At 58.5% G+C, this 19421-nt stretch carries 15 protein-coding genes; 6 read left to right on the plus strand and 9 right to left on the minus strand.

Annotated elements, in window-relative coordinates; all coding sequences use genetic code 11:
* Positions 1-41: 41 nt before the first annotated feature.
* The 3 genes from V5735_RS18750 to V5735_RS18760 are packed head-to-tail and all read right to left on the minus strand — an operon-like array spanning position 42 to position 3427.
* Positions 42-1103 carry a DUF354 domain-containing protein gene (locus tag V5735_RS18750; RefSeq protein WP_423746405.1) on the minus strand — a complete coding sequence of 354 codons (1062 nt, stop codon included), beginning with the start codon at positions 1101-1103 and terminating at the stop codon, positions 42-44.
* Positions 1100-2056: a glycosyltransferase family 2 protein gene (locus V5735_RS18755; RefSeq protein WP_423746406.1), complete on the minus strand. Its 957-nt coding sequence runs from the start codon at positions 2054-2056 to the stop codon at positions 1100-1102. The genes V5735_RS18750 and V5735_RS18755 overlap by 4 nt, the downstream gene beginning before the upstream one ends.
* Positions 2057-3427 carry a nucleotide sugar dehydrogenase gene (locus V5735_RS18760; protein ID WP_423746407.1) on the minus strand — a complete coding sequence of 457 codons (1371 nt, stop codon included), beginning with the start codon at positions 3425-3427 and terminating at the stop codon, positions 2057-2059.
* Between the two features lie 525 nt (positions 3428-3952).
* Here V5735_RS18760 and V5735_RS18765 point away from each other — a divergent pair.
* The 3 genes from V5735_RS18765 (at position 3953) to glmS (ending at position 8400) form a co-directional block, all read left to right on the plus strand.
* Positions 3953-4525, plus strand: a complete 573-nt coding sequence (locus tag V5735_RS18765) for a DUF7344 domain-containing protein (RefSeq protein ID WP_423746408.1) — start codon at positions 3953-3955, stop codon at positions 4523-4525.
* A gap of 263 nt (positions 4526-4788) precedes the next feature.
* Positions 4789-6225, plus strand: coding sequence for a DUF7343 domain-containing protein (locus V5735_RS18770; protein ID WP_423746409.1), 1437 nt, complete (start codon positions 4789-4791; stop codon positions 6223-6225).
* A gap of 360 nt (positions 6226-6585) precedes the next feature.
* Entirely contained in the window at positions 6586-8400 is a 1815-nt protein-coding gene (gene glmS, locus V5735_RS18775; RefSeq protein WP_423746410.1) for a glutamine--fructose-6-phosphate transaminase (isomerizing), read from the plus strand.
* A 33-nt stretch (positions 8401-8433) separates the two neighbouring features.
* On the opposite strand, the gene V5735_RS18780 is transcribed toward glmS, so the two are convergent.
* The 4 genes from V5735_RS18780 to glmM all read right to left on the minus strand — a co-directional run bounded on the left by V5735_RS18780 (position 8434) and on the right by glmM (position 12823).
* Positions 8434-8664: a hypothetical protein gene (locus V5735_RS18780; RefSeq protein ID WP_423746411.1), complete on the minus strand. Its 231-nt coding sequence runs from the start codon at positions 8662-8664 to the stop codon at positions 8434-8436.
* A 414-nt stretch (positions 8665-9078) separates the two neighbouring features.
* Positions 9079-10077 carry a hypothetical protein gene (locus tag V5735_RS18785; protein WP_423746412.1) on the minus strand — a complete coding sequence of 333 codons (999 nt, stop codon included), beginning with the start codon at positions 10075-10077 and terminating at the stop codon, positions 9079-9081.
* Positions 10078-10085: 8 nt separating this feature from the next.
* Complete coding sequence (locus V5735_RS18790) at positions 10086-11285, minus strand: hypothetical protein (RefSeq protein WP_423746413.1); 1200 nt, start codon at positions 11283-11285, stop codon at positions 10086-10088.
* A gap of 212 nt (positions 11286-11497) precedes the next feature.
* Positions 11498-12823, minus strand: coding sequence for a phosphoglucosamine mutase (gene glmM / locus V5735_RS18795; protein WP_423746414.1), 1326 nt, complete (start codon positions 12821-12823; stop codon positions 11498-11500).
* A 272-nt stretch (positions 12824-13095) separates the two neighbouring features.
* On the opposite strand from glmM, the gene V5735_RS18800 reads away from it, so the two are divergent.
* Positions 13096-13584: a universal stress protein gene (locus tag V5735_RS18800; protein ID WP_423746415.1), complete on the plus strand. Its 489-nt coding sequence runs from the start codon at positions 13096-13098 to the stop codon at positions 13582-13584.
* A gap of 167 nt (positions 13585-13751) precedes the next feature.
* Positions 13752-14984, plus strand: coding sequence for an Nramp family divalent metal transporter (locus V5735_RS18805; RefSeq protein WP_423746416.1), 1233 nt, complete (start codon positions 13752-13754; stop codon positions 14982-14984).
* Positions 14985-15007: 23 nt separating this feature from the next.
* Here V5735_RS18805 and V5735_RS18810 read toward each other — a convergent pair whose 3' ends face one another.
* Together V5735_RS18810 and V5735_RS18815 are read right to left on the minus strand one after the other, a co-directional pair.
* Positions 15008-15235 carry a hypothetical protein gene (locus V5735_RS18810; protein ID WP_423746417.1) on the minus strand — a complete coding sequence of 76 codons (228 nt, stop codon included), beginning with the start codon at positions 15233-15235 and terminating at the stop codon, positions 15008-15010.
* Positions 15236-15327: 92 nt separating this feature from the next.
* On the minus strand, positions 15328-16965 hold the full coding sequence (locus tag V5735_RS18815) for an ArnT family glycosyltransferase (protein ID WP_423746418.1): 1638 nt from the start codon (positions 16963-16965) through the stop codon (positions 15328-15330).
* Positions 16966-17541: 576 nt separating this feature from the next.
* Here V5735_RS18815 and V5735_RS18820 point away from each other — a divergent pair.
* Positions 17542-19392: an ABC transporter substrate-binding protein gene (locus V5735_RS18820; protein ID WP_423746419.1), complete on the plus strand. Its 1851-nt coding sequence runs from the start codon at positions 17542-17544 to the stop codon at positions 19390-19392.
* The last annotated feature ends 29 nt before the right edge of the window (positions 19393-19421 follow it).

Here is a 19421-nt window from a genome sequence, read left to right on the forward strand (position 1 = left end):
TCAGTGCCTCCGTTCGTCGAATCGTGGTTCGTTCATCGTATTTAAACCTCCGCGCCGGTCTGCGCCGTCCGACCGCGTGCATTCCGGGAGCGGCCCGTAATCGCACGCAAAATGACGTCTGTCGTGTCCACCTTGTCGTCGAGCAGTCGCTGCCGACGTTCCTGCCAGTCGGCGTCGCCTTCGAGGATGGAGACTGCTTGTTCGAGCGCTCGCGCGTGTCGGTCCTCCTGCTGATAGTTGAACAGGAGTTCGTAGCGCTCGTCCAGTTCGTCCGTGTAGCCCATCGTGAGCGTGTTGACGTAGATGGCCGGGGTGCCGAGAACGGCGCTCTCCGCGGCCATCGTCGCACCCTCGCCGACGAACAGGTCGGCGAAGGCGAGTAGGTCGTGCATCCGATGGGGCGGAACGGTCGCCCTGCGCGATTCGAGCGACGAGGGGAGCGTCCGCTCCGAGGTGATGAGCACCTCGGAACCGGCGTCCTCCAACCGTTCCACCACGTCGCGCACGTCGTCGAATCCACCCTGCCCAACGTCGTGTGAGGCACCCCACTCGACGAGACGAAGGACGGTGAACGTCTCTTCCGGGTCGAGGCCGAGGTCTTCGACCACCGTCGGGTCGGGGGTGAAGCGGTCGGGGTGGAGATACGCGAGTTCGTGATACCCGGGATACCGCACCTGTTTCGAGCCGACGTTTCTCGTATAGCAATCAGGGGTGTAAACGGCGTCCGCGAACGGGAACGCGAGATTCTGGATGAGCTTCGCGTGTTCCGTGTCGTAGAAGATGGCGCTCCGTGCACCCGTGACTTTCGCCACGTGCGCGGCCGCGACGCCGCCGATAGCGGTTATCACGTCGGGCTTCAACTGGACCGCGCGGCGGAGCAGACGTGCCTCGTAGGTCGCCTGTACTCGCGCCAGTTGCGACAGCCCCGAGGCGGTACCGGCCAGCACTTCGTGGCTGATATCGTATCGCCGGAGGAGTTCGACCGCCATCTCCTTCTCGCGGGCGAAGACGTGCACGTCGTGGTCGTCCGCCTCCAGTTCCGCGATGGCGTTGCGGAAGAAGTGGACGTGTGCCGGGTGCTGAATGGTGACGAACACCTTCATGTGTTCTCCCTCCGGTCGAGAACGACCCCGACGATGATGCCGACCACGCCGACGACGAGCGACGTGAGTGACTTTCGGCCGTCGTCGCTCTCCGAGCCGGTGAGCGTCGCGCCAGCGGCCCGAACGCCGAGCGCGATACCAACCACGCCGCTAACGATGCCGACGAGGTAGGCGATACCGAGGGGATGGGTGCGATAGCGCGACCCGAGCCGCCAGAGGAAGTTCCTGAGGAGCATGAGCGACACCTTCGGAACGTAGTCGTTGTACTCGATGCTACTCTCCTCGTCGCCGTAGGTCGCGGGCATATCCACGTCCGTCACGCGCATTCCGGCCACGTTCAGTTTCACGAGGATGTCGTTGCAGTAGCCGTAGTACTCGTACATCCCTTCGAGGTCGATGGCTTCGAGCGCGGGGAGCGAAATCGCAGTGTAACCGTTCTGCGGGTCCGTCACGTCCCAGTAGCCGCTGGCGATGCGCGTCAACCACGTCAGCATCCAATTGCCGAGCAGGCGGAACCGCGGCATCTCGTGGCGGAATTCGGGATTCGAAAGGCGATTCCCTTTCGCGTAGTCCGCGTCTCCCGCCACGATGGGGTCGAGAAACCGCGTCATCATGCCGGGGTCCATCTGGCCGTCCGCGTCGATGGTGACGGTGATGTCGGTCTGGTCCTCACGGGCGGCGAGATACCCCGTCTTGATGGCCGCGCCAGCACCTCTGTTCACTTCGTGCTGGATAGCGACGACCTGTCCGTCGGTGTCGTCGCTCTCGCCAGCACGCGGCGCACGTTCGAGCGCCGCGTGCGCTCTAATTTCGTCCCACGTACCGTCAGTCGAGGCGTCGTCGACAGCATAGACGCGGTCTACGAAGTCGGGAAGCGAGTCGAGGACGTCGCCAACGAACCCTTCTTCGTTGTACGCGGGCACGACGACGCCTATCGTGTGCCCTTCGTACATCTACACCCTCCGGTAAGCGAATCCGGCGTCGGTTACTTTCTCCGGCTTGAACGCGCCCGTGATGTCCACGAAGCACGGGTCGTCGTTCATCACCGCCGCGAGCTCCGCCAAGTCGAGGTCGTAGAACTCGTGGTGGGGCGTCGCGAGGACGATGCCGTCGAATCCCTCGACGGAGAACTCCTCGTCCTCCAGAATCGGAATCCCAAACTTCTCGCCCATGAGGTCGTTGTCGCCGTGCGGGTCGTAGCCGACGGTTTCGATGTCGAACTCGCGGAGCTGTCGAATGATGCCGTCCACTTTCGAGGTCCGGATGTCGGCCACATCCGGTTTGTAAGTCATCCCGAAGATGAGGACGCGGCTGTCCCGGAGCGCTTTCCCGGCCTGATTCAGCTCCTTTATCATCATGTTCGAGACGTGAGCGGGCATAGACTCGTTCACGTCGCGCCCTTTTTGGATGAGGTTGGGGGAAAATCCGGCCTGCTTAGACCGGTGGATGAAGAAGTACGGGTCGACGGGGATGCAGTGTCCACCGACCAGTCCGGGGCGATAGTCGTGGAAGTTCCACTTCGTGCCAGCGGCTTCGAGCACCGCACGCGTGTCGATGTCCATATCCATGTTGTCGAAGGCCATCGCCAACTCGTTCACGAGGGCGATGTTCAAGTCGCGCTGGACGTTCTCCACGACTTTGCTCGCCTCCGCAACTTCGAGTGACGCGGCCTTGTGGACACCCGCGTCGATGACCGTCGAGTACAGTTCGGCGATGTCGTCGCGCACGTCGTCGTCCATTCCGCCGACGACTTTCACCACGTCACGGAGACCGTGCTCCGGGTCGCCCGGCGTCGCGCGCTCGGGCGAGTAGCCGACGAAGAAGTCCTCGCCGCACGTCAGTCCCGACGCTTCCTCGATTGCAGGGACGAGGGCTTCTCGGGTCGCACCCGGGAAGACCGTCGATTCGAGAATGACGGTCGTGTCGGGGGACATGTAGTCGCCCACCGTCCGCCCGGCCGCCTTCACGAAGTCGAGGTTCGGCTGGTCGTGTTCGTCCACCGGCGTCGGAACCGTGATCATCACGTAGTCCGCGCGGGTGATATCTTCGGGGTCGTTCGTGTAGGTGATCTCGCTCTCGGCGATTGCGTCGTCGCCGAGGTCGCCCGTCGTGTCGATGCCGCCGCGAAGGGTTTCGACTTTGCTGTCGTCGATATCGAAGCCGACGACGTTGTACCCTTCCTGGTCGAAACCGACCGCCAACGGGAGTCCAACGTAGCCGAGACCGACGACGCATATCGTCGCTTCTCGGCTATCGTTTACGTCACTCTGGTCACTTCCAGCGTAGTCTCGCTGGCTGTCGATGTCTCCTATCGTCGAGTTCATGGGTGATTGTCCTCCATTCGGTTGCTCTCCGTTACCGACCGACACCGGAGACCAGTCGCGAGGGGAAGAGGAGGTAGATGCTTACCCTCGGTTCTCCGGTCGGACGCGATCCTCGTTGAAATCCATTAAACCCTGTAGGCTTTATTATACACTGACTAAGGGCCTCGCACCGCAGAATTGCTGTTTTTCGGGGCGAGTACATTGTGGAACGGGGACAAAGAACAGATCTCGAATCACAGACAATCATCTAACAAGTATCTAAAGGGACTAGTCGCGGGCGCGTAATACGAATACACTCGTTCGAGATAACACACTCATCCGAGATGGTATCCGATATCCGAGGAGGATACCGTATCACATCCAGTATGAAAATACATGAAAGTGAGAAATCGCAAGATGGAACCGTGATAAACTCGATACAACGGTCTGAAAAGTAAGAAAATCAAAATGAACAATGTGGAAAACTGGCTGCAACTTCCGGGAGTAGCTTCTCCGTTTATTACCTTCCCGAAAAATCCAGCATGTATGAGCGCAACGACACAACAGGTCGAAGAACAGTCTAACTCCACGGACATGACGTCCGTAGAACTGAGCGAGGATCAGATCTATCACCTCCTTCAGAACGAGCGACGACGGAACGTTCTTCGGTACCTCCACGACACGGAGGGACAAGTCTCGATGCGCGACCTCGCGGAACAGGTCGCCGCGTGGGAGAACGATAGCACCGTTCAGGCGATTACGTCCAGCGAGCGCCAACGCGTGTACATTCCACTCTACCAGTCCCACCTGCCGAAACTCGACGAAGAAGGGGTTATCGACTACGACCAGAGTCGCGGGACGGTCACAAAGACGGAAACGGCGAACGTGCTGTACGAATACTTGGAACCGACGACGGCCGACGACACGAGCGATGACGGGAGCGACGACGAGCCGACCCGATGGGAGCGCTACTACCTCGGTGCATCCGGCCTCGGGGCGACCCTTCTCGCCGGGTCGACGCTCGGATTTTCACCCTTCGCACTGCTCCCACACGGCACGGTTGGTCTCGCGATTCTCGGAATGTTCTGGACGCTAACGCTTGGACAACGGCTCGCCTAACGACCGAACAAAGTGGAGAAAACGGATACGTTTCCGTATTAGTTTGGCACTAATACAAGTAGTGTTTTTCATGTTTACACATCTCTATTCGCGATATTTCCCGAAAAGACGGTAAATATCGGTCGTAACCTACTAGTAAGACAGGCTAAATACAAAAGGTAGAAGCAGTAGAAATCCAACCCCAAAGGAAAAATACCGAGCGCGGAAATACCAAACATAGAACGGTTCACCGCACGAAACAGGGTGCTAGACTTCACATCAATATGACAAACAGGCAACTAGCCGTCTTCTCCGTCTGTCTGCTTCTCCTCGCCACCGCCTCCTCCGTCGGTGCAACACCGTCGGGTAACCAGCTCACTATTCAAAGCGTGACGTACGCTGGGTCGGGTGTCGCGGAAAGCGGGGCGAATACGACCTACCTGTGGCGATCCGAACCACACAACCAGAGCGTGACGGTGTACACCGGAAACCGCTCCGGGAGGTTCCAAATCTGTACGAGTTTCCGTGCGCCGAACAATACCACGACTACGAACACCGCGACGTGCCAAGCCGCGTCGTTCTCCTCGGACGGGGTGGAGCGTATCAACTTCTCGTTCGGTAGCATTCCGTCGAAGATCAATGGCGCTCAAACAGCCGTCGTTACGGTCGAAAACGGTGGAACCGTCATCGCACAGCAGACTGTTTCAGTATACGTCATGGTGAAAACGGGTGACGATGACGACGATGGGCTGACGAACGAAAAGGAGATCGAGATAGGAACCAACGTATCGAGCAAGGATTCGGACAAGGACGGTATCGAAGACGGGGAGGAGGTGAACAACTACGGGACGAACGCGACGAAAGCGGATACGGACAGCGACGGACTCCGTGACTATCAAGAGATAAGTCTCGGTGCGAACCCGACCCGAAAGGACACGGACGCGGATGGGTTGACCGATGGCCGCGAAAAGGAACTCGGAACGAACGTCAGTCGGGCGGACACCGACGGCGATGGACTAACCGACGTCGCGGAGGTGGACGTCGGAACTAACCCCGTGAAGAAGGATACCGACGGAGACGGCCTGAGCGACAGCGAAGAGGTCGCAAGCGTCACGGACCCAACCAAACCGGACACCGACGGCGATGGATTAGACGACGGACGAGAGAAGGAGTTCGGCACCAACCCATCGAGAGCGGATACCGACGGGGACGGACTGAAAGACGGAAAAGAAGTCACGATCGGGACAAACCCGCTGAACAAAGATAGCGACGGCGACGGTCTGAACGACGGATTCGAACACCGCTTCGGGACGAATCCGAACAGTCGCGTTCTCACCGGCGGTCTGTACCTCGTCCTCCTCAGTCTACTCGTCGGAACGGTGTTGCTGGTACAACGGAACGGGACGGATTGGCTCCCGATGGTGTTGGGAGGTGGCGACGAGGCGAGTCACGAACCCGAACCGGAGCCACCGGTTCAGGGCGGAACGGTGACGACGGACGCGGACCGCGTGCTGCAACTCCTGCACGAGAACAGCGGACGGCTTCCACAGGGAAAGATTATCGAACGAACCGGCTGGTCGAAATCGAAAGTGAGTCGCCTCCTTTCGAAGATGGAAGATCGGAAGCAGATCAGCAAGATCAACATCGGGCGGAAGAACATTGTCATCCTCTACGGACAGGAACCCGGGAATACGGACAGCACATCCGAGAAGCCGCAGTAAAAGTCGCTGAAACCGCCGGTTTTCCACTCGTTCCACCCATATCGGATGAAGGTTTAGGTAGTAGAAATCACATTTGAACGGGGGGGAACGGCGGCAAGCACTCATACATTCGTCTTACATCCCTGCTAAGATACCCCCTTAATCAGTCTATAGTAATGGGGTTAGCGCGGAATGTCGAAGACAAGAGCCAGTCGTCTCCTGCGATTGGGGCGGCGGGTCTATAGGACACACCCATGAACTACCCTGACACACCAGACGGACGTGCGGCAGTTCGTTCCGGCTTGGTCCGCGATACGGGAGCGCATACCGGCCCGGAGCCACAGTACGAACAGCCCGCAGGACGAACGGAGGAGACGTAGGATGTGTGGAATCATTGCCCGCATCGGCGAAGGTGATGCGATAACGAAGCTCGTAACGGGACTCGAAAACCTCGAATATCGAGGCTACGATTCCGCTGGAGTCGCCGTCCAGAACGGGTCGGGGATATCCGTCTACAAGCGTTCAGGGCAGATATCGGAGCTGAAAGATGCCATTGTCGGAAGCGTCCCGAAGGGGAACGTCGGCATCGGCCACACGCGCTGGAGCACGCACGGCCCGCCAACCGACGAAAACGCCCATCCGCACACGAGCGAGACGGAAAACGTCGCCGTCGTTCACAACGGCATCATCGAAAACTACACCGAACTGAAAGAGCGCTTGGAAAGCGACGGCCACGAGTTCACGAGCGACACCGACACGGAAGTCATCCCTCATCTCTTCGAATACTATCTTCAGGATGCGTCCAGTATCGAGGATGCGTTCCGCAAGACCATCGATGACCTCGAAGGAAGCTACGCGGTGGCCGCGCTCGTCGATGGCGTCCACGCCATCTACGCGGCCCGACAGGGGTCGCCGCTCATCCTCGGGCTGGACAACGACGAGTATTACCTCGCCAGCGACGTGCCAGCCTTTCTCGACCACACGGACAGGGTCGTGTACTTCGAAGACGGTGACATTGCCGTCCTCGAACCGAACGGCGTGACGATGACCGACCTCGAAGGAAACATGGTCACGCGGGACGTGGAACGGATCGATTGGGACCCCGAAGACGCCGGAAAGGGTGGCTACGAGCATTACATGCTCAAAGAGATCAACACCCAGCCGAACGCACTCACCAACACCATCGAGGGGCGAGTGGAAGACAGCGAGGTTATCCTCGAAGACTTCCCCGAAGGAACGTTCGAGGACGTCGACGACGTGCAGTTCGTCGCCTGCGGAACGTCGTACCACGCGGCGCTCTACGGACAACAGCTCCTCAATCAGACGGGGATACGTGCACAAGCGTTCCGTGCCAGCGAGTACGTCGATTCGGCAACCGGTTCGATCACCGAGAACACGCTCGTCATCGCCGTCACGCAGAGCGGGGAGACGGCGGACACGCTCGGTGCGCTCCGCGGGGCGAAAGAGCGTGGCGCACGAACCGTTACGGTAACGAACGTGATGGGTTCGACCGCGGCCCGCGAAGCCGACGATGCGTTGTTCATCCGTGCGGGTCCGGAGATCGGCGTGGCGGCCACGAAGACGTTCTCCTCACAAGCGGTCATGCTCTCGCTCCTCTCGCTCCGTCTCGCCGAGGATATCGAGACGGTGAATGCGCCGGACGACCAAGCGGAACTGCTCCGGGAGTTGCAGAAACTGCCCGAGCACGTCCAAACGGTCCTCGACTCCACGACCGCCAAGCGAATCGCGAGCAGGTACACCGGCAGCGAGGCGTTCTTCTTCATCGGCCGCGGGCTGAACAACGCGGTCGCCAAGGAAGGTGCGCTGAAGTTCAAGGAAATCACCTACGAACACGCGGAAGGCTTCGCCTCCGGAGAGCTGAAGCACGGGCCGCTCGCGCTCGTGACGCCTGACACGCCCGTCTTCGCGTTGTTCAACGGCGACAAGGACAAGAAGACGCTCCAGAACGCCGAGGAGGCACAGGCACGCGGTGCGCCCATCGTCTCGGTGGCACACGCGGACCATCCCGCGGAGAAGATATCCGACGCCTTCCTCGAAATCCCGGACACGCATCCCATGTGGTCGGGACTCCTCGCAAACGTTCAGTTGCAGTTGGTCTCGTACTACGCGGCGAAGAACTTGGGCCGTCCGATAGACAAGCCGCGCAACTTGGCGAAGAGCGTCACAGTCGAGTAGGTGACGCGAGGAGTATCGAAGCCGTGGGTAGTGTCATGGGATGCGGTCTAGTTTTCCCCGTGGTGGTTGGGTGCGGAGTCGATAGGCGTGAAACAGTGCGAGCGTCGTGAACGCGAGAACGGTCGTGAACGCGACGTAGATGACGGCCGTCTCGTCGAGCACCCACGCGATGGCCACCCCGGTCGTGCTGAAGACGCCGAGTGAGAGATACCGAGTACTCCAATCGGGGAGGGGCATCATCGAGATATCATCCCGAACGACCATTATTATCCACCGAGTAAACCGGGAACCAAATGTCAGATTAGACGATGGACACGACGGAAAGAAAGAACAGAGTCGAGATATGTGAGACGGGCTGAAACAAACGATATCCGGCGAGCCGAAACTTATTACTTGTCCCATCTAGTAGTAAGAAATGTCCCATCGTCGCCGTGGCAGACGCCGGCTGGGACAGCTGTCATCCATTTCCTTCCCGATGTCTAGATGGGGAGCGGTGGTAGCGCCCGGGAAGATCTTAAACGTAAAGAGGCTAATGGAGAAAATGCGAGGAAAGAGTACGATCCTACTTACTAGTGAAGATATGGGAAGTCATGATACAGATCGAGAGTCACTACGTCACATTCTCTGTGAGGGGATAGTTGGTGTCCAGAACTAGTTTGTAGAGAGATAAACCGAGTACTATTTTTCTGGAGAAAGAGTGAGACACGAGACGGTTTTAACGATGTTACGTACGTGCTTACCAGTATCATCAGCAACGCCACCGTATTCGATAGTAACGAAGTCACTTTCATGTCTAACGGTGATGTCGTTGGTAACTTCGTTAGGGTACTCTCGGTCGAGATTTCCGGCATCATCGTTACTACCAGGGATACCAAGATCGTCCCGGATTGCTGTTGCCACTTTATCCGCAGCGCTACGCGAAGCGGCAAACAAACGGAGTCGGATGGCAACGTCTGATGCCGGGGTCGCTCCAACTACTTGCGTGACTTTGTCGTACGCCGCTGACCGCTGTCCAGGCCGAATCTTACACGACAGCGGGAGTTGATTGAACGAGAATCGAACTGCTCCGTGGTCAGTACCTTCGAACTTGTCCAGCGTATCGCCACCGACAGGTCCAACGTCTCCGTTTCGAGCATCGACGATACTTTTGACTACTGTCGTCGTTCCGAGTGCGAAGGAAGTGTCAGTAAGGAGAGATACGCTCTTTTTGCCAACTGTGTGGATGGGATGGTCTCCGTACGACCCGGACTTTATCTGTTGGTCTGTCCCGAGAAGATCCACGATATCACCCTTACTCCAGTCAGCCCAGACGATTGCACCACCATCTGTGGGCGTGTCAGAACCGACGAGGACTAGTTCGGCAATATCGTTCGTATCGATTCCCGACTGAGACTTCTCGTCGAACCCTTCCACGAATACATCGGGAAGGTCATCGAATGTACTCGCATCAAGCAGGGTACTGACAGTCGCTTTCTGTGCCGCGGTTTTAACTGCGTCCGTATCGACCCAGATGAGCGGATCGCTTCCTTTCGGAACCGTTCCTATCGTAAGTCCACCGGGTCCAATCTGATCGTCGTCAGAGTCGAAAGACCAGATAGAACTCCCAGCAATTCCGAGACCAATTAGGGTACCACCGCTAACGAGTATGGTCCTTCTGGAGGGTCGTTTCGAGACCATGATGATTACTAGCAGTATGTGTAGTAACTAAACGATTTGCTTTGTTTTTCCTCATTTACCCAATCAATAAGCGGAGCAACGTTCTTCAAATTCCACATGAAGTCGGCAGTAAACTCGAAATACTGCTGTTTGTAGAAGTCACCACAGTTCGTCTGATATTTCGCTGCGCTTCCGACCTCAAACACAGCATTGTTTTTTGATGAGTAGCTAGTTGGACTGTTGACTTGGAACTTATGCTTGGAGCGGCCGGTCTTCTTCGTTGTTTTGTCAATCAACACAGCAGCTGGGAAACTCACACTACTGCTGTAGCCGAGCGTCAACGACGGATCCTCCGCGATATTGAGGCTCAACGTTGCGGTTCGAGTCGTAGTGATATCGTCAACTTGCCCTGCTGGATCGGTTCCGACGATCAGATCATCGGTAGGAGTATTGTTGACATTTTGATCCCAGTCGTGGTAGACGATCGCGTGACGGTTGCGCCATCCTGTCTGAACTACCTCATCAGTGCAGTAATCGCTGTATCCCGCATTACACACTTGTCTTCCCGGCTCCATCCGAATTTTAGATCGTGCTCCGATTCGTGGGTTATCAGAGGAGCGCCTGATGTCGATCGTGAACTCCACGTTACCGGGTTTCGTGTTATAATCCGCATCTCCATCAAAACCCTGATAATAGACGTCAGTGCTGCCGAAACTGTACCAATCCGACCAGTCGATATCATACGTCGAACTGGTGGTGATGGTATCAGTTTGTGCTGTCTGAAGTTCCCGGGTCAGCAGTTCATCGGCTTTCTGGTGGAGGCGCTCATTCGTTGACTTCGGCCTTGTCGTCGACTCCGCACTTATCGTACCTTCACTGGCCCTCGTTGAGGGGTTTGGCATTGCGACGTACTGCTCTTTCGGCGTTCCGTCGGTAGGTAACACGTTGTAGCCGATTATCAGTCCGTCACCGAACGGGTCAAACGGATCAAGGAAGGCATGATTTGGCTCCCCTCTCTCGGTCTGCGAGTGTTTATTCGCAAAAGATTTTCTAATAGATTTGATTTCGTCGATCGAAATCGGATCCTGAATCGTTCCACGAAGAGTTTTATACGGAAGCGACTGACCAACAGTGGTTCCGCTCAAACCCGTCGCAGTGAGAACAGCTGCCCCAGTCCCGATCCCTTTCAGTACGTTTCTTCTAGTTAGATTTTTTCTATTTTTATCCATTATGTTCAATCAATTTACTATTGTATAAATATTTTTTGATTTTAATTTTCTTATAATAATTTAATATAATTTAATATTATTGTATATGTTTTGAACATATTCATTCATCTTGCACTTTCTATGAATTTCCTAGGATAGTTTGAGGTTTTCAAAATCCCATAGACCATCAGCCAATTCGAACACAAAAGAGATGAGGAACAAACGGTGGGCAGCTATTCCGCGTACTCGGCGACGAAGGCGTCCGCCGTCTCGAACACGTCGTCCGCGGCGTCGGGGTCGCGGGCTTCGGCGGCGATTCGAACCAGCGGTTCGGTTCCGCTGGCGCGGATGAGGAACCACCCTTCGTCGAGCGTTACGCGCACGCCGTCGATGGTGGTGGCGTCCGCGTAGCGGTCGGTGACGGCTTCCGAGAGGGATTCCATCAAGCCGGTTTTGTCGTCAACGTGTACGTTTTTCCGGCGAATCGGATACTCGCCGACGTCGGCGGCGAGTTCCGACAGCGGACCGTTCTCGGCGACGAGTTCGGCGAGACGACAGGCCGCGAGCGGTCCGTCGGGGCAGAGCGTCTGGTCGGCCCAAATCCACGCGCCGGACTGCTCGCCGCCGAAAACGACGCCGGGTTCGGTCGCGCGCTCCGCGACGAACACGTCGCCGACCTGCGTCCGTACCACGTCCGCTCCCTGTTCGGCTAGCACGTCCTCCACGATGAGGCTGGTGTCGACGGGCGTGGCGATCGTTTCGCCGTCTCCGGCGTGCTGACGAGCAAAGAGGGTGAGGAGCACGTCGCCGGAGAGGAAGTCGCCGTTTTCGTCCACGGCCATCATGCGGTCCGCGTCGCCGTCGTGGGCGATACCGAGGTCGGCACCGGTTGCGGTCACGTGGTCACAGAGCGACTGGCAGTTTTCCGCGGTGGGTTCGCTGGGGCGGGCGGGGAACCGACCGTCGGGTTGGGCGTTCAGCGTCTCCACGTCGCACCCGAGTTCGTAGAGCGCGTCGGCGGTGACGGCCCCCGCTCCGTTGCCCACGTCCACCACGACGGAGAGGTCGGCGGCGGAGAGGTCGGAGGAGACGGCCTCGGCGAGGGTTTCGACGTGTGCATCGTGTGCACCGTCCCACTTCGTTTCCTCGCCGGTCTCGTCCCAGTTCGCGAGGTCGAACGCTTCGTCTTCGATGACGCGGGTGATCTCCGCGCGCTGGTCGGCGTCGAACGCCTGCCCGGAGGGGTTCCAGAGTTTGATTCCGTTGTCGGTCGGCGGGTTGTGCGAGGCGGTGATGGAGACGCCAGCGTCGGCGTCCTTCCATTCGACGCTTCGGGCGACGGTCGGCGTCGAGGCGAGACCGATGTTCACGACGTCCGCGCCGCATTCACGAAGACCGGCCGAGAGGGCGTCCGCGAGAAATCGACCGCTGTCGCGGGGGTCGCGTCCGATGACGACGCGCTCCGCGCCGGTCGCGGCGAGCGCTCGGCCGACCGATAGTGCGAGGTCTCCGGTGACGACGTCACCGACGGGGCCACGAATTCCGCTGGTTCCGAACATTGATTCGTACGACAGTCGGGACGGCCAAAAGGGTTCCCTTCGTTGAAAACCGTTCGACGCGGAGGAGCCGTGAGAAGGACGTTTTTGCCAATTCGGTGGACAGTTTATCGGCATCAAATCGAGGATAGCGAAGGTAGCGGGAGAATAGTAAAACGGGACAGGATGAAGAGCAGAACGGGGCGGGGAGAAGAACAGAACGGGGGTAGCAAGGAAAATAGCACGAGAGCATATCACGCATGGCACCGATTGTCTATAAGAACGAGCGAACGAGGATGTACAAGCAAATACTCGTGCCGACGGACGGGAGTGCCGGAGCGACGAGCGCGCTGAAACACGCCTTTCGTCTCACGGAGCAGTTCGACGCGACTATCCACGTCGTTTACGTCTTCGATACGACGAACAGTCCACTCGGACTCGACAACGTGCTAACCGACGTGCACAATCCTCCGGGAGAGTCCGTCATCGAAACTGCGATACTTGAGGGGCGAAAGAGCGGGTGTCCTATCGAGGGCCACGTTCTGAAAGGCGTCCCACACGAGACCATCGTCGAGTACGCCGTCGAAAACGGAATCGACCTCATCGTGATCGCAACTCGCGGCCGAAGCGGCGTCGCACGGGGGATTCTCGGGAGCGTCACCGAGAACGTCGTTCGCCGGTCGAACGTCCCGGTATTGACGGTCCGCGCGAGGGAATCCGACGGTAACGCGGAATCCAGATCGAAATCGAATCCGAAGACGGGCAGCGAACGGGACGACCGATGAACCGGACGTTCGAACGGTCGTGGCAACATGGTGGTGAAAACACCAACGTTATATTTGAGAATGCGAAACTGAGAATTAGATGAGTCAAATTCAGGAGGCGGAAACCCCATGGGTAGAATAGAGAACGACCGCAAATCGGCGTCTACTGGTCCTGGAGGCCTGATTCGATGAAATACTCGTTCCGTGAAATTCTCTCTTACCTCGGACCGGGATTCATCATCAGCGTCGCATACATGGACCCCGGAAACTGGGCGACGAACATTTCCGGCGGCGCGAAGTTCGGTCCGGCGCTCCTCTGGGTCATCGTCCTCGCCAGTTTCATGGCGATGGGAATTCAGATAATCGCGGCGAAACTCGGGATTGCGACGGGGAAGGGTGTCGCACAACTCTGTCGGGAGCGATTGCCCCGACGCGTCGTCCTCGTTCTCTGGGCCGCCGCGGAACTCGCCATGATAGCGACGGACATGGCGGAGATAATCGGAGCGGCCATCGGGTTCAGTCTCATCTTCCAACTCCCGCTCTGGGCGGGTGCAATCCTCGCCGGAGCCAGTTCGTTTGCACTCCTCGGCGTCAGGACCGCACACAAGCGCGGGTTTCGGTGGGTCGAGTTGGTCATCATGTCCTTCGTCGGCATCATCGCGCTCGCGTTCGTGTTCGAAATGGTGCTCGCAAAACCCACGGGTGGGCAGATAGCGAGCGGACTCGCGCCGGGCATTCCGAACACGAACGCCCTCTACATCGCCATCGGGATACTCGGTGCCACCGTGATGCCCCACAGCGTCTACCTTCACCCCTACATCGTCCAGGATAGGCGGAGCCGTCTCATCGAGGACGAAGGGGACACGGAAGAGGTCCACCGCCGCCACTACATCCTGGAAAGCGTCGATACCGTCGTCGCGCTGTTCGGAGCCATGTTCGTGAACGCCGCGATGCTCATCGTCGCGGCGGCCGCGCTTCAAGGCACGGGCATCGAGACGCTCAACGAGGCGTACGTTACCCTCACCGGCGTGTTCGGTGCGAACGCCAGTTTGGCGTTCGGCATCGCGCTCATCGCCGCGGGTCTGTCCTCGTCACTCGTGGCGACGATGGCCGGTCAGACGGTGATGGACGGCTTCCTCGACCTCAACATCAACGTCTGGATTCGACGGTCGGTGACGCTCGCGCCGAGTTTGGCCATCGTGATCGCTGGCTTCGACCCGACGTCCGTCCTCGTCGCCTCGCAGGTCGCGCTGAGTTTCGAACTCCCGTTCGTCCTCATCCCGCTCCTCTGGTTCACGCGGGAGGAAGGCATCATGGGGTCGTTCCGAAACTCGTCGCGGACGACGGGCGTGCTCGGCATCGTCATCGCGCTCATCATCGTCCTCAACGTCTGGCTCCTGTACTCGACGCTGCTCGGGTGACGAGGCCGACTATTTCTGTCAGATCAGTCGACCGCCGTCCCGCGAACGACGGCGTACAGAATCGCGGTGACGATACCGGTGTACTGGACGACGGCGGCGAGTTCATCCCGGATGCCGTACAACAGTTCGAGACCGAACGCACCGATCGATTCCTCGATGAGCACGCCGACGAGAAAGGCGAGAAGAAGGATTGCGGCAATTCGAAGGCTTTCGGCGAGAAGCCATCGAAGAGGGACCGGGACGTGTTTCATACCGTCAACGCGAGGTACAAAGAGAGATACGTTCGGTAGTCGGTCAAAACGAGTCGCAACACGGATTCAAATTACGATACCGGTTCGAATCGCTACACCGGTTGCGGTCCGTCCTCCGGTATCTTCGTCGGTTCCATCGGCTCTCGGACGCGGAATATCATCGCGCCCTCGTTCTCGTAGACGAGCTTGTACCGGTCGGAGCCGACGAGATGCTCGCGCATCCACGGTTTCTGATATTCGTCGATTCCGCGGACGGTGTAGTGTCCCTTCGGGATGTACACGTAGTCGGGGTTGATGTCGTTCGATATCAGCTTCTTCGTCAAGCAGGTTTTCCCCGGACAGCGTGACGTGCGCTTGTACAAGCCGAGCTGATGGCGATAGTTGTTGTGGCCTTCCCACTCGACACCCCACGGCCCGACGAGGATGGCGCGGTCGGTCATGAGGGGGAACCACTCGGCGCTGTCACCGAGAACGACGAAATCGGAATCCGACGCCGTACTCTGCTGGGCCCACTCCATCGCGGCCATATCGTCGTCGTCCACGAACGATGGCTGGGTCGTGCTCCCCAGATGGGAGTGGAGGCCGCTTCCGGCGAACGAGACGCCGACGCCCGCAACGAGGACGGTGATGACGATGATGACGGCGAAGGGTGCCGACCGCGAGTATCGCGTCCGCTCCGACCAGCTTCGAACCCGCGGGATGATGACTTCGAAGACCAACACGGCGGTCATCATCGCACCGGCGGGGAACTGGAACCGGACCTTCCCGAGCATGTACGCACCGGCCACCATCCACAGCGGGAGGAACAACCGACGCTTTGCGATGAGGTACGCCGCACCCGCGAACGACCCGATGTAAAACACGATGGGCCAGTTCATGTCCAGCGGGTAGACGAACTGCTTGAGCAAGCGGTGGGTTCCACCGCCGAGACCGGTATGCGTCCCCGAGGCGGCGGTGAAGATGCCGGCACCGTGGATGGCGACGATTTGAAGCCACCAGGGTGACGCGACGGCGATTCCGCCAGCGGCGACGGTCGCACCGTACAGCAAGCCTCGCGGCGTCCTGCTGAAGGAGAGGAACATCACCAGGTACGTCGTGCCGAAGAACACGGTGTAGACGGGGTGCGTGAGAATCGTCAACCCGAACAGGATAGCCGAGGCGACGAGCCACTTTCGCTCTTCGGTTTTGAACATCTTGATGCCGGTGTACGCGCCGGTCACGACGAACAGGAAGGCGGGGGCGCGTACGATGCCACCCGCGGAGAGGTGCCACTGGAGAACCGGCGGCGTCACCGCGAGGACGAGGGTGGCGAACCCGGCCCGCGGCGTCGAGTCGAGAACCTCGTGAGCGAGATAGTAGAACGGGACGAGGTACAGGATCGTCACGAGACCTGGGAGGAACCGACTGAGCGTGATGGGTCCGACGCCGGTCACGTCCATCAGTATCGCCGAGACGTAGTACATCAGCGGCGGATAGCCGAACGGAACCCCGTCCTTCGTGTACAGCGGGATTCGAGCGGGAAGGCCGTACCCGTGGGCGCTGATTTCACTGGCGATTTTGAGATAGAGACCGGCACCGTATGCCGGGTACGGATGAACCAGCAGGTACGTGAAATACACGAGGATTCCCGTCCCCATCGCCGTTGCGAGCCAGACGCGTTCGTCGCTCGCTAACTCAGCTACCTTCGATACGACATCCCATTTCTGTCGATCATTGACACCATGTGACATCAGGCTTCACTCCAACTTCGGTCGTGGACGGGCGGCGTTGCTCGTACAGATGGACGGCCGCCTATACTTTCTTTCTGGCCGTTGTGCGTACAATTCGCATACGTACCGTTCCCACGGGTAGAGTCCGGGAGGGCCATCGACGAGATGACGACACCGGCACCGGGTGGCACGCGTGGACGATACGACTTCGGGGAGGGCATCTTTTTCATAGCGTGTACGTGGATACTTTTTATTATCGCGTAGCTAAGCCGTTCAAGGACTGTTTGAACACAAAATGAACGGTGTAGGACTATCCTACCATAAAGCGGGAGCCATGGAACGATAACGGGAGAGACACGTACGAGAAAATACGTCACAGTATACTTAATTTTGTGGTGGAATCGGTGTCATGGAAAGTGTTCTCAAAGCTCATTCAGAAGGAAAGGGGAAGAAAGACGTTAAGTTATGAATAATAAAACGGCACGCCCGTCTCTCCGTAGATAACAATACCCATACTGTTTCGTTCGAGCAATCACTCTCATCTCGGCTCTATCACGGGACAGTTCGCCAGCGGCGTGACGAGGACACCCCATCACCATGTCATCACACACGGAATCCGACCGACGTACTGTGGCGGAGTCCACATCGAAAACGGGACGGCGAGAACTGCTCGCCGCGCTCGGGATGACGCTCGGCAGCGGCTGTATCGAGGAGGCCCGGTCGTTGGTCAGTCGCGACAGTCCAACGCAGGTCTCACTCTCGATAAAGACCCTCCCGGCGGACGCGGACCCACGGCCAATCCGTATCGCACAGTTCCTCGCCAAACAGCTCCGTTCGGTCGGAATCGCCGTCCGAGTCGTTCCGATGGGACGCGTCGAGCTATGGCGGGACGTGCTCCTGAACCAGTCGTTCGACTGCTACGTCGGACAGCATCCCGGTATCGACGACCCGGACGAACTCAGGACGCTCCTCCATTCCCGATTCGACGCCGAAACCGGGTGGCAAAACCCGTTCGGTTACGCCAACCTCAGCGTCGATGATCTGCTCACGGCACAGCGAAAGCAGAGCGGGAACAAACGGGAGAAAACGCTTCGAAAGCTACAGCAGGCGATCGCCCGCGACCAACCGTTTTCCGTCGTCGCGTTCCCCGACGAGATCCGAGCGACCAGAACGGACGGTTTCAGCGGGTGGGAAAGATACGGGACGATTCACTCGGTCTTTGGATATCTTTCCGTACGCGCGACGGGTGCGAGGGGTGGCGGCAAACCACTCCGGATGACCGTCCAAGATTCGGCTCCCACAGTGAACCTCAATCCGCTCGCGGTCGAATTTCGAAGCGACGAAACGATACTCGACCTGCTGTACGACTCCCTCGGACGGCGGATAGATGGAGCGATCCGCCCGTGGCTCGCACAGTCGTGGGACTGGCAGACGTCCACGAGCGCGCCCACAGCGACCGTCCACCTCCGAGATGGATTGTGGTGGCACGACGGTGCCGCGCTCACGGCGGAAGACGTCGCGTTCACTTACGAATTCCTCGCCGATACCTCGCTCGGGTCACTCGAAAGTCCTGTTCCGGCACCGCGGTTTCGGGACGCCGTGTCGTTGGTGAAGTCGGCGACGGCGCTCGATGACCGAACCGTCCGAATTCGATTCGAGAACGCCAGTCGAACGGTCGCAACGAAGGCGTTTTCGACGCCGGTGCTACCGAAACACGTCTGGAAGTCGAAGCACGAGCAGGCTGAAATCGCCGGGTTCAGAGCCGACTCGACGACGACGAAGGCGCTCGTCTGGAGCAACATGGAACCCGTCGGAAGCGGCCCATGGCAGTTCAGGGATGCGAAGATGAAGGAGTCTCTGACGCTCGAGCGGTTCGATCACCATTTTCTCCGACGTATCGAGACGGATACCGAGATGTTGGATTCGAACGGTGATTCGACGCCAGTGCCGGACTATATACACCGGTATGCGGGTGGTCCTGCATTCGAATCGTTACGATTCCGCGTCGTACCCTCGGGAGCGGCGGCAACCGAACTCGTGCTAAACGACGAAGCCGACGGGACCGCGACTGGCGTGACCGCGAAAGAAGTTCGCGGTATCGGTCGTGCGGAGAACGTCCAGTTACACGTTGATAAGTCATCGTCGCTGTACCACGTCGGTTTCAATGCCCGAAAGGCACCGTTCAGCAACGTTCGGTTCCGTCGAGCGGTGGCGCAACTGCTAGACAAGAAATATCTCGTCGATAGCGTGTTCAACCAGTACGCCGAACCAGCCACGAGCCCGTTAGCCCAGCACGATTCGCTCGCGCCGAAACTTAGATGGCACGGAACGGACACGGAGCTACCGTACCCCGGAAAGGACGGAAATCTCAACGTGAAAAACGCGAAGAAGGCGTTCAAAGACGCGGGGTATCGATATACCAACGACGGAGAGTTGCTGCAACGATGAGAAATCGGACCGAGATTCGTCACCGACGA

It is taken from the genome of Haladaptatus sp. SPP-AMP-3 (assembly GCF_049568665.1).
Lineage (GTDB): Archaea > Halobacteriota > Halobacteria > Halobacteriales > Haladaptataceae > Haladaptatus > Haladaptatus paucihalophilus.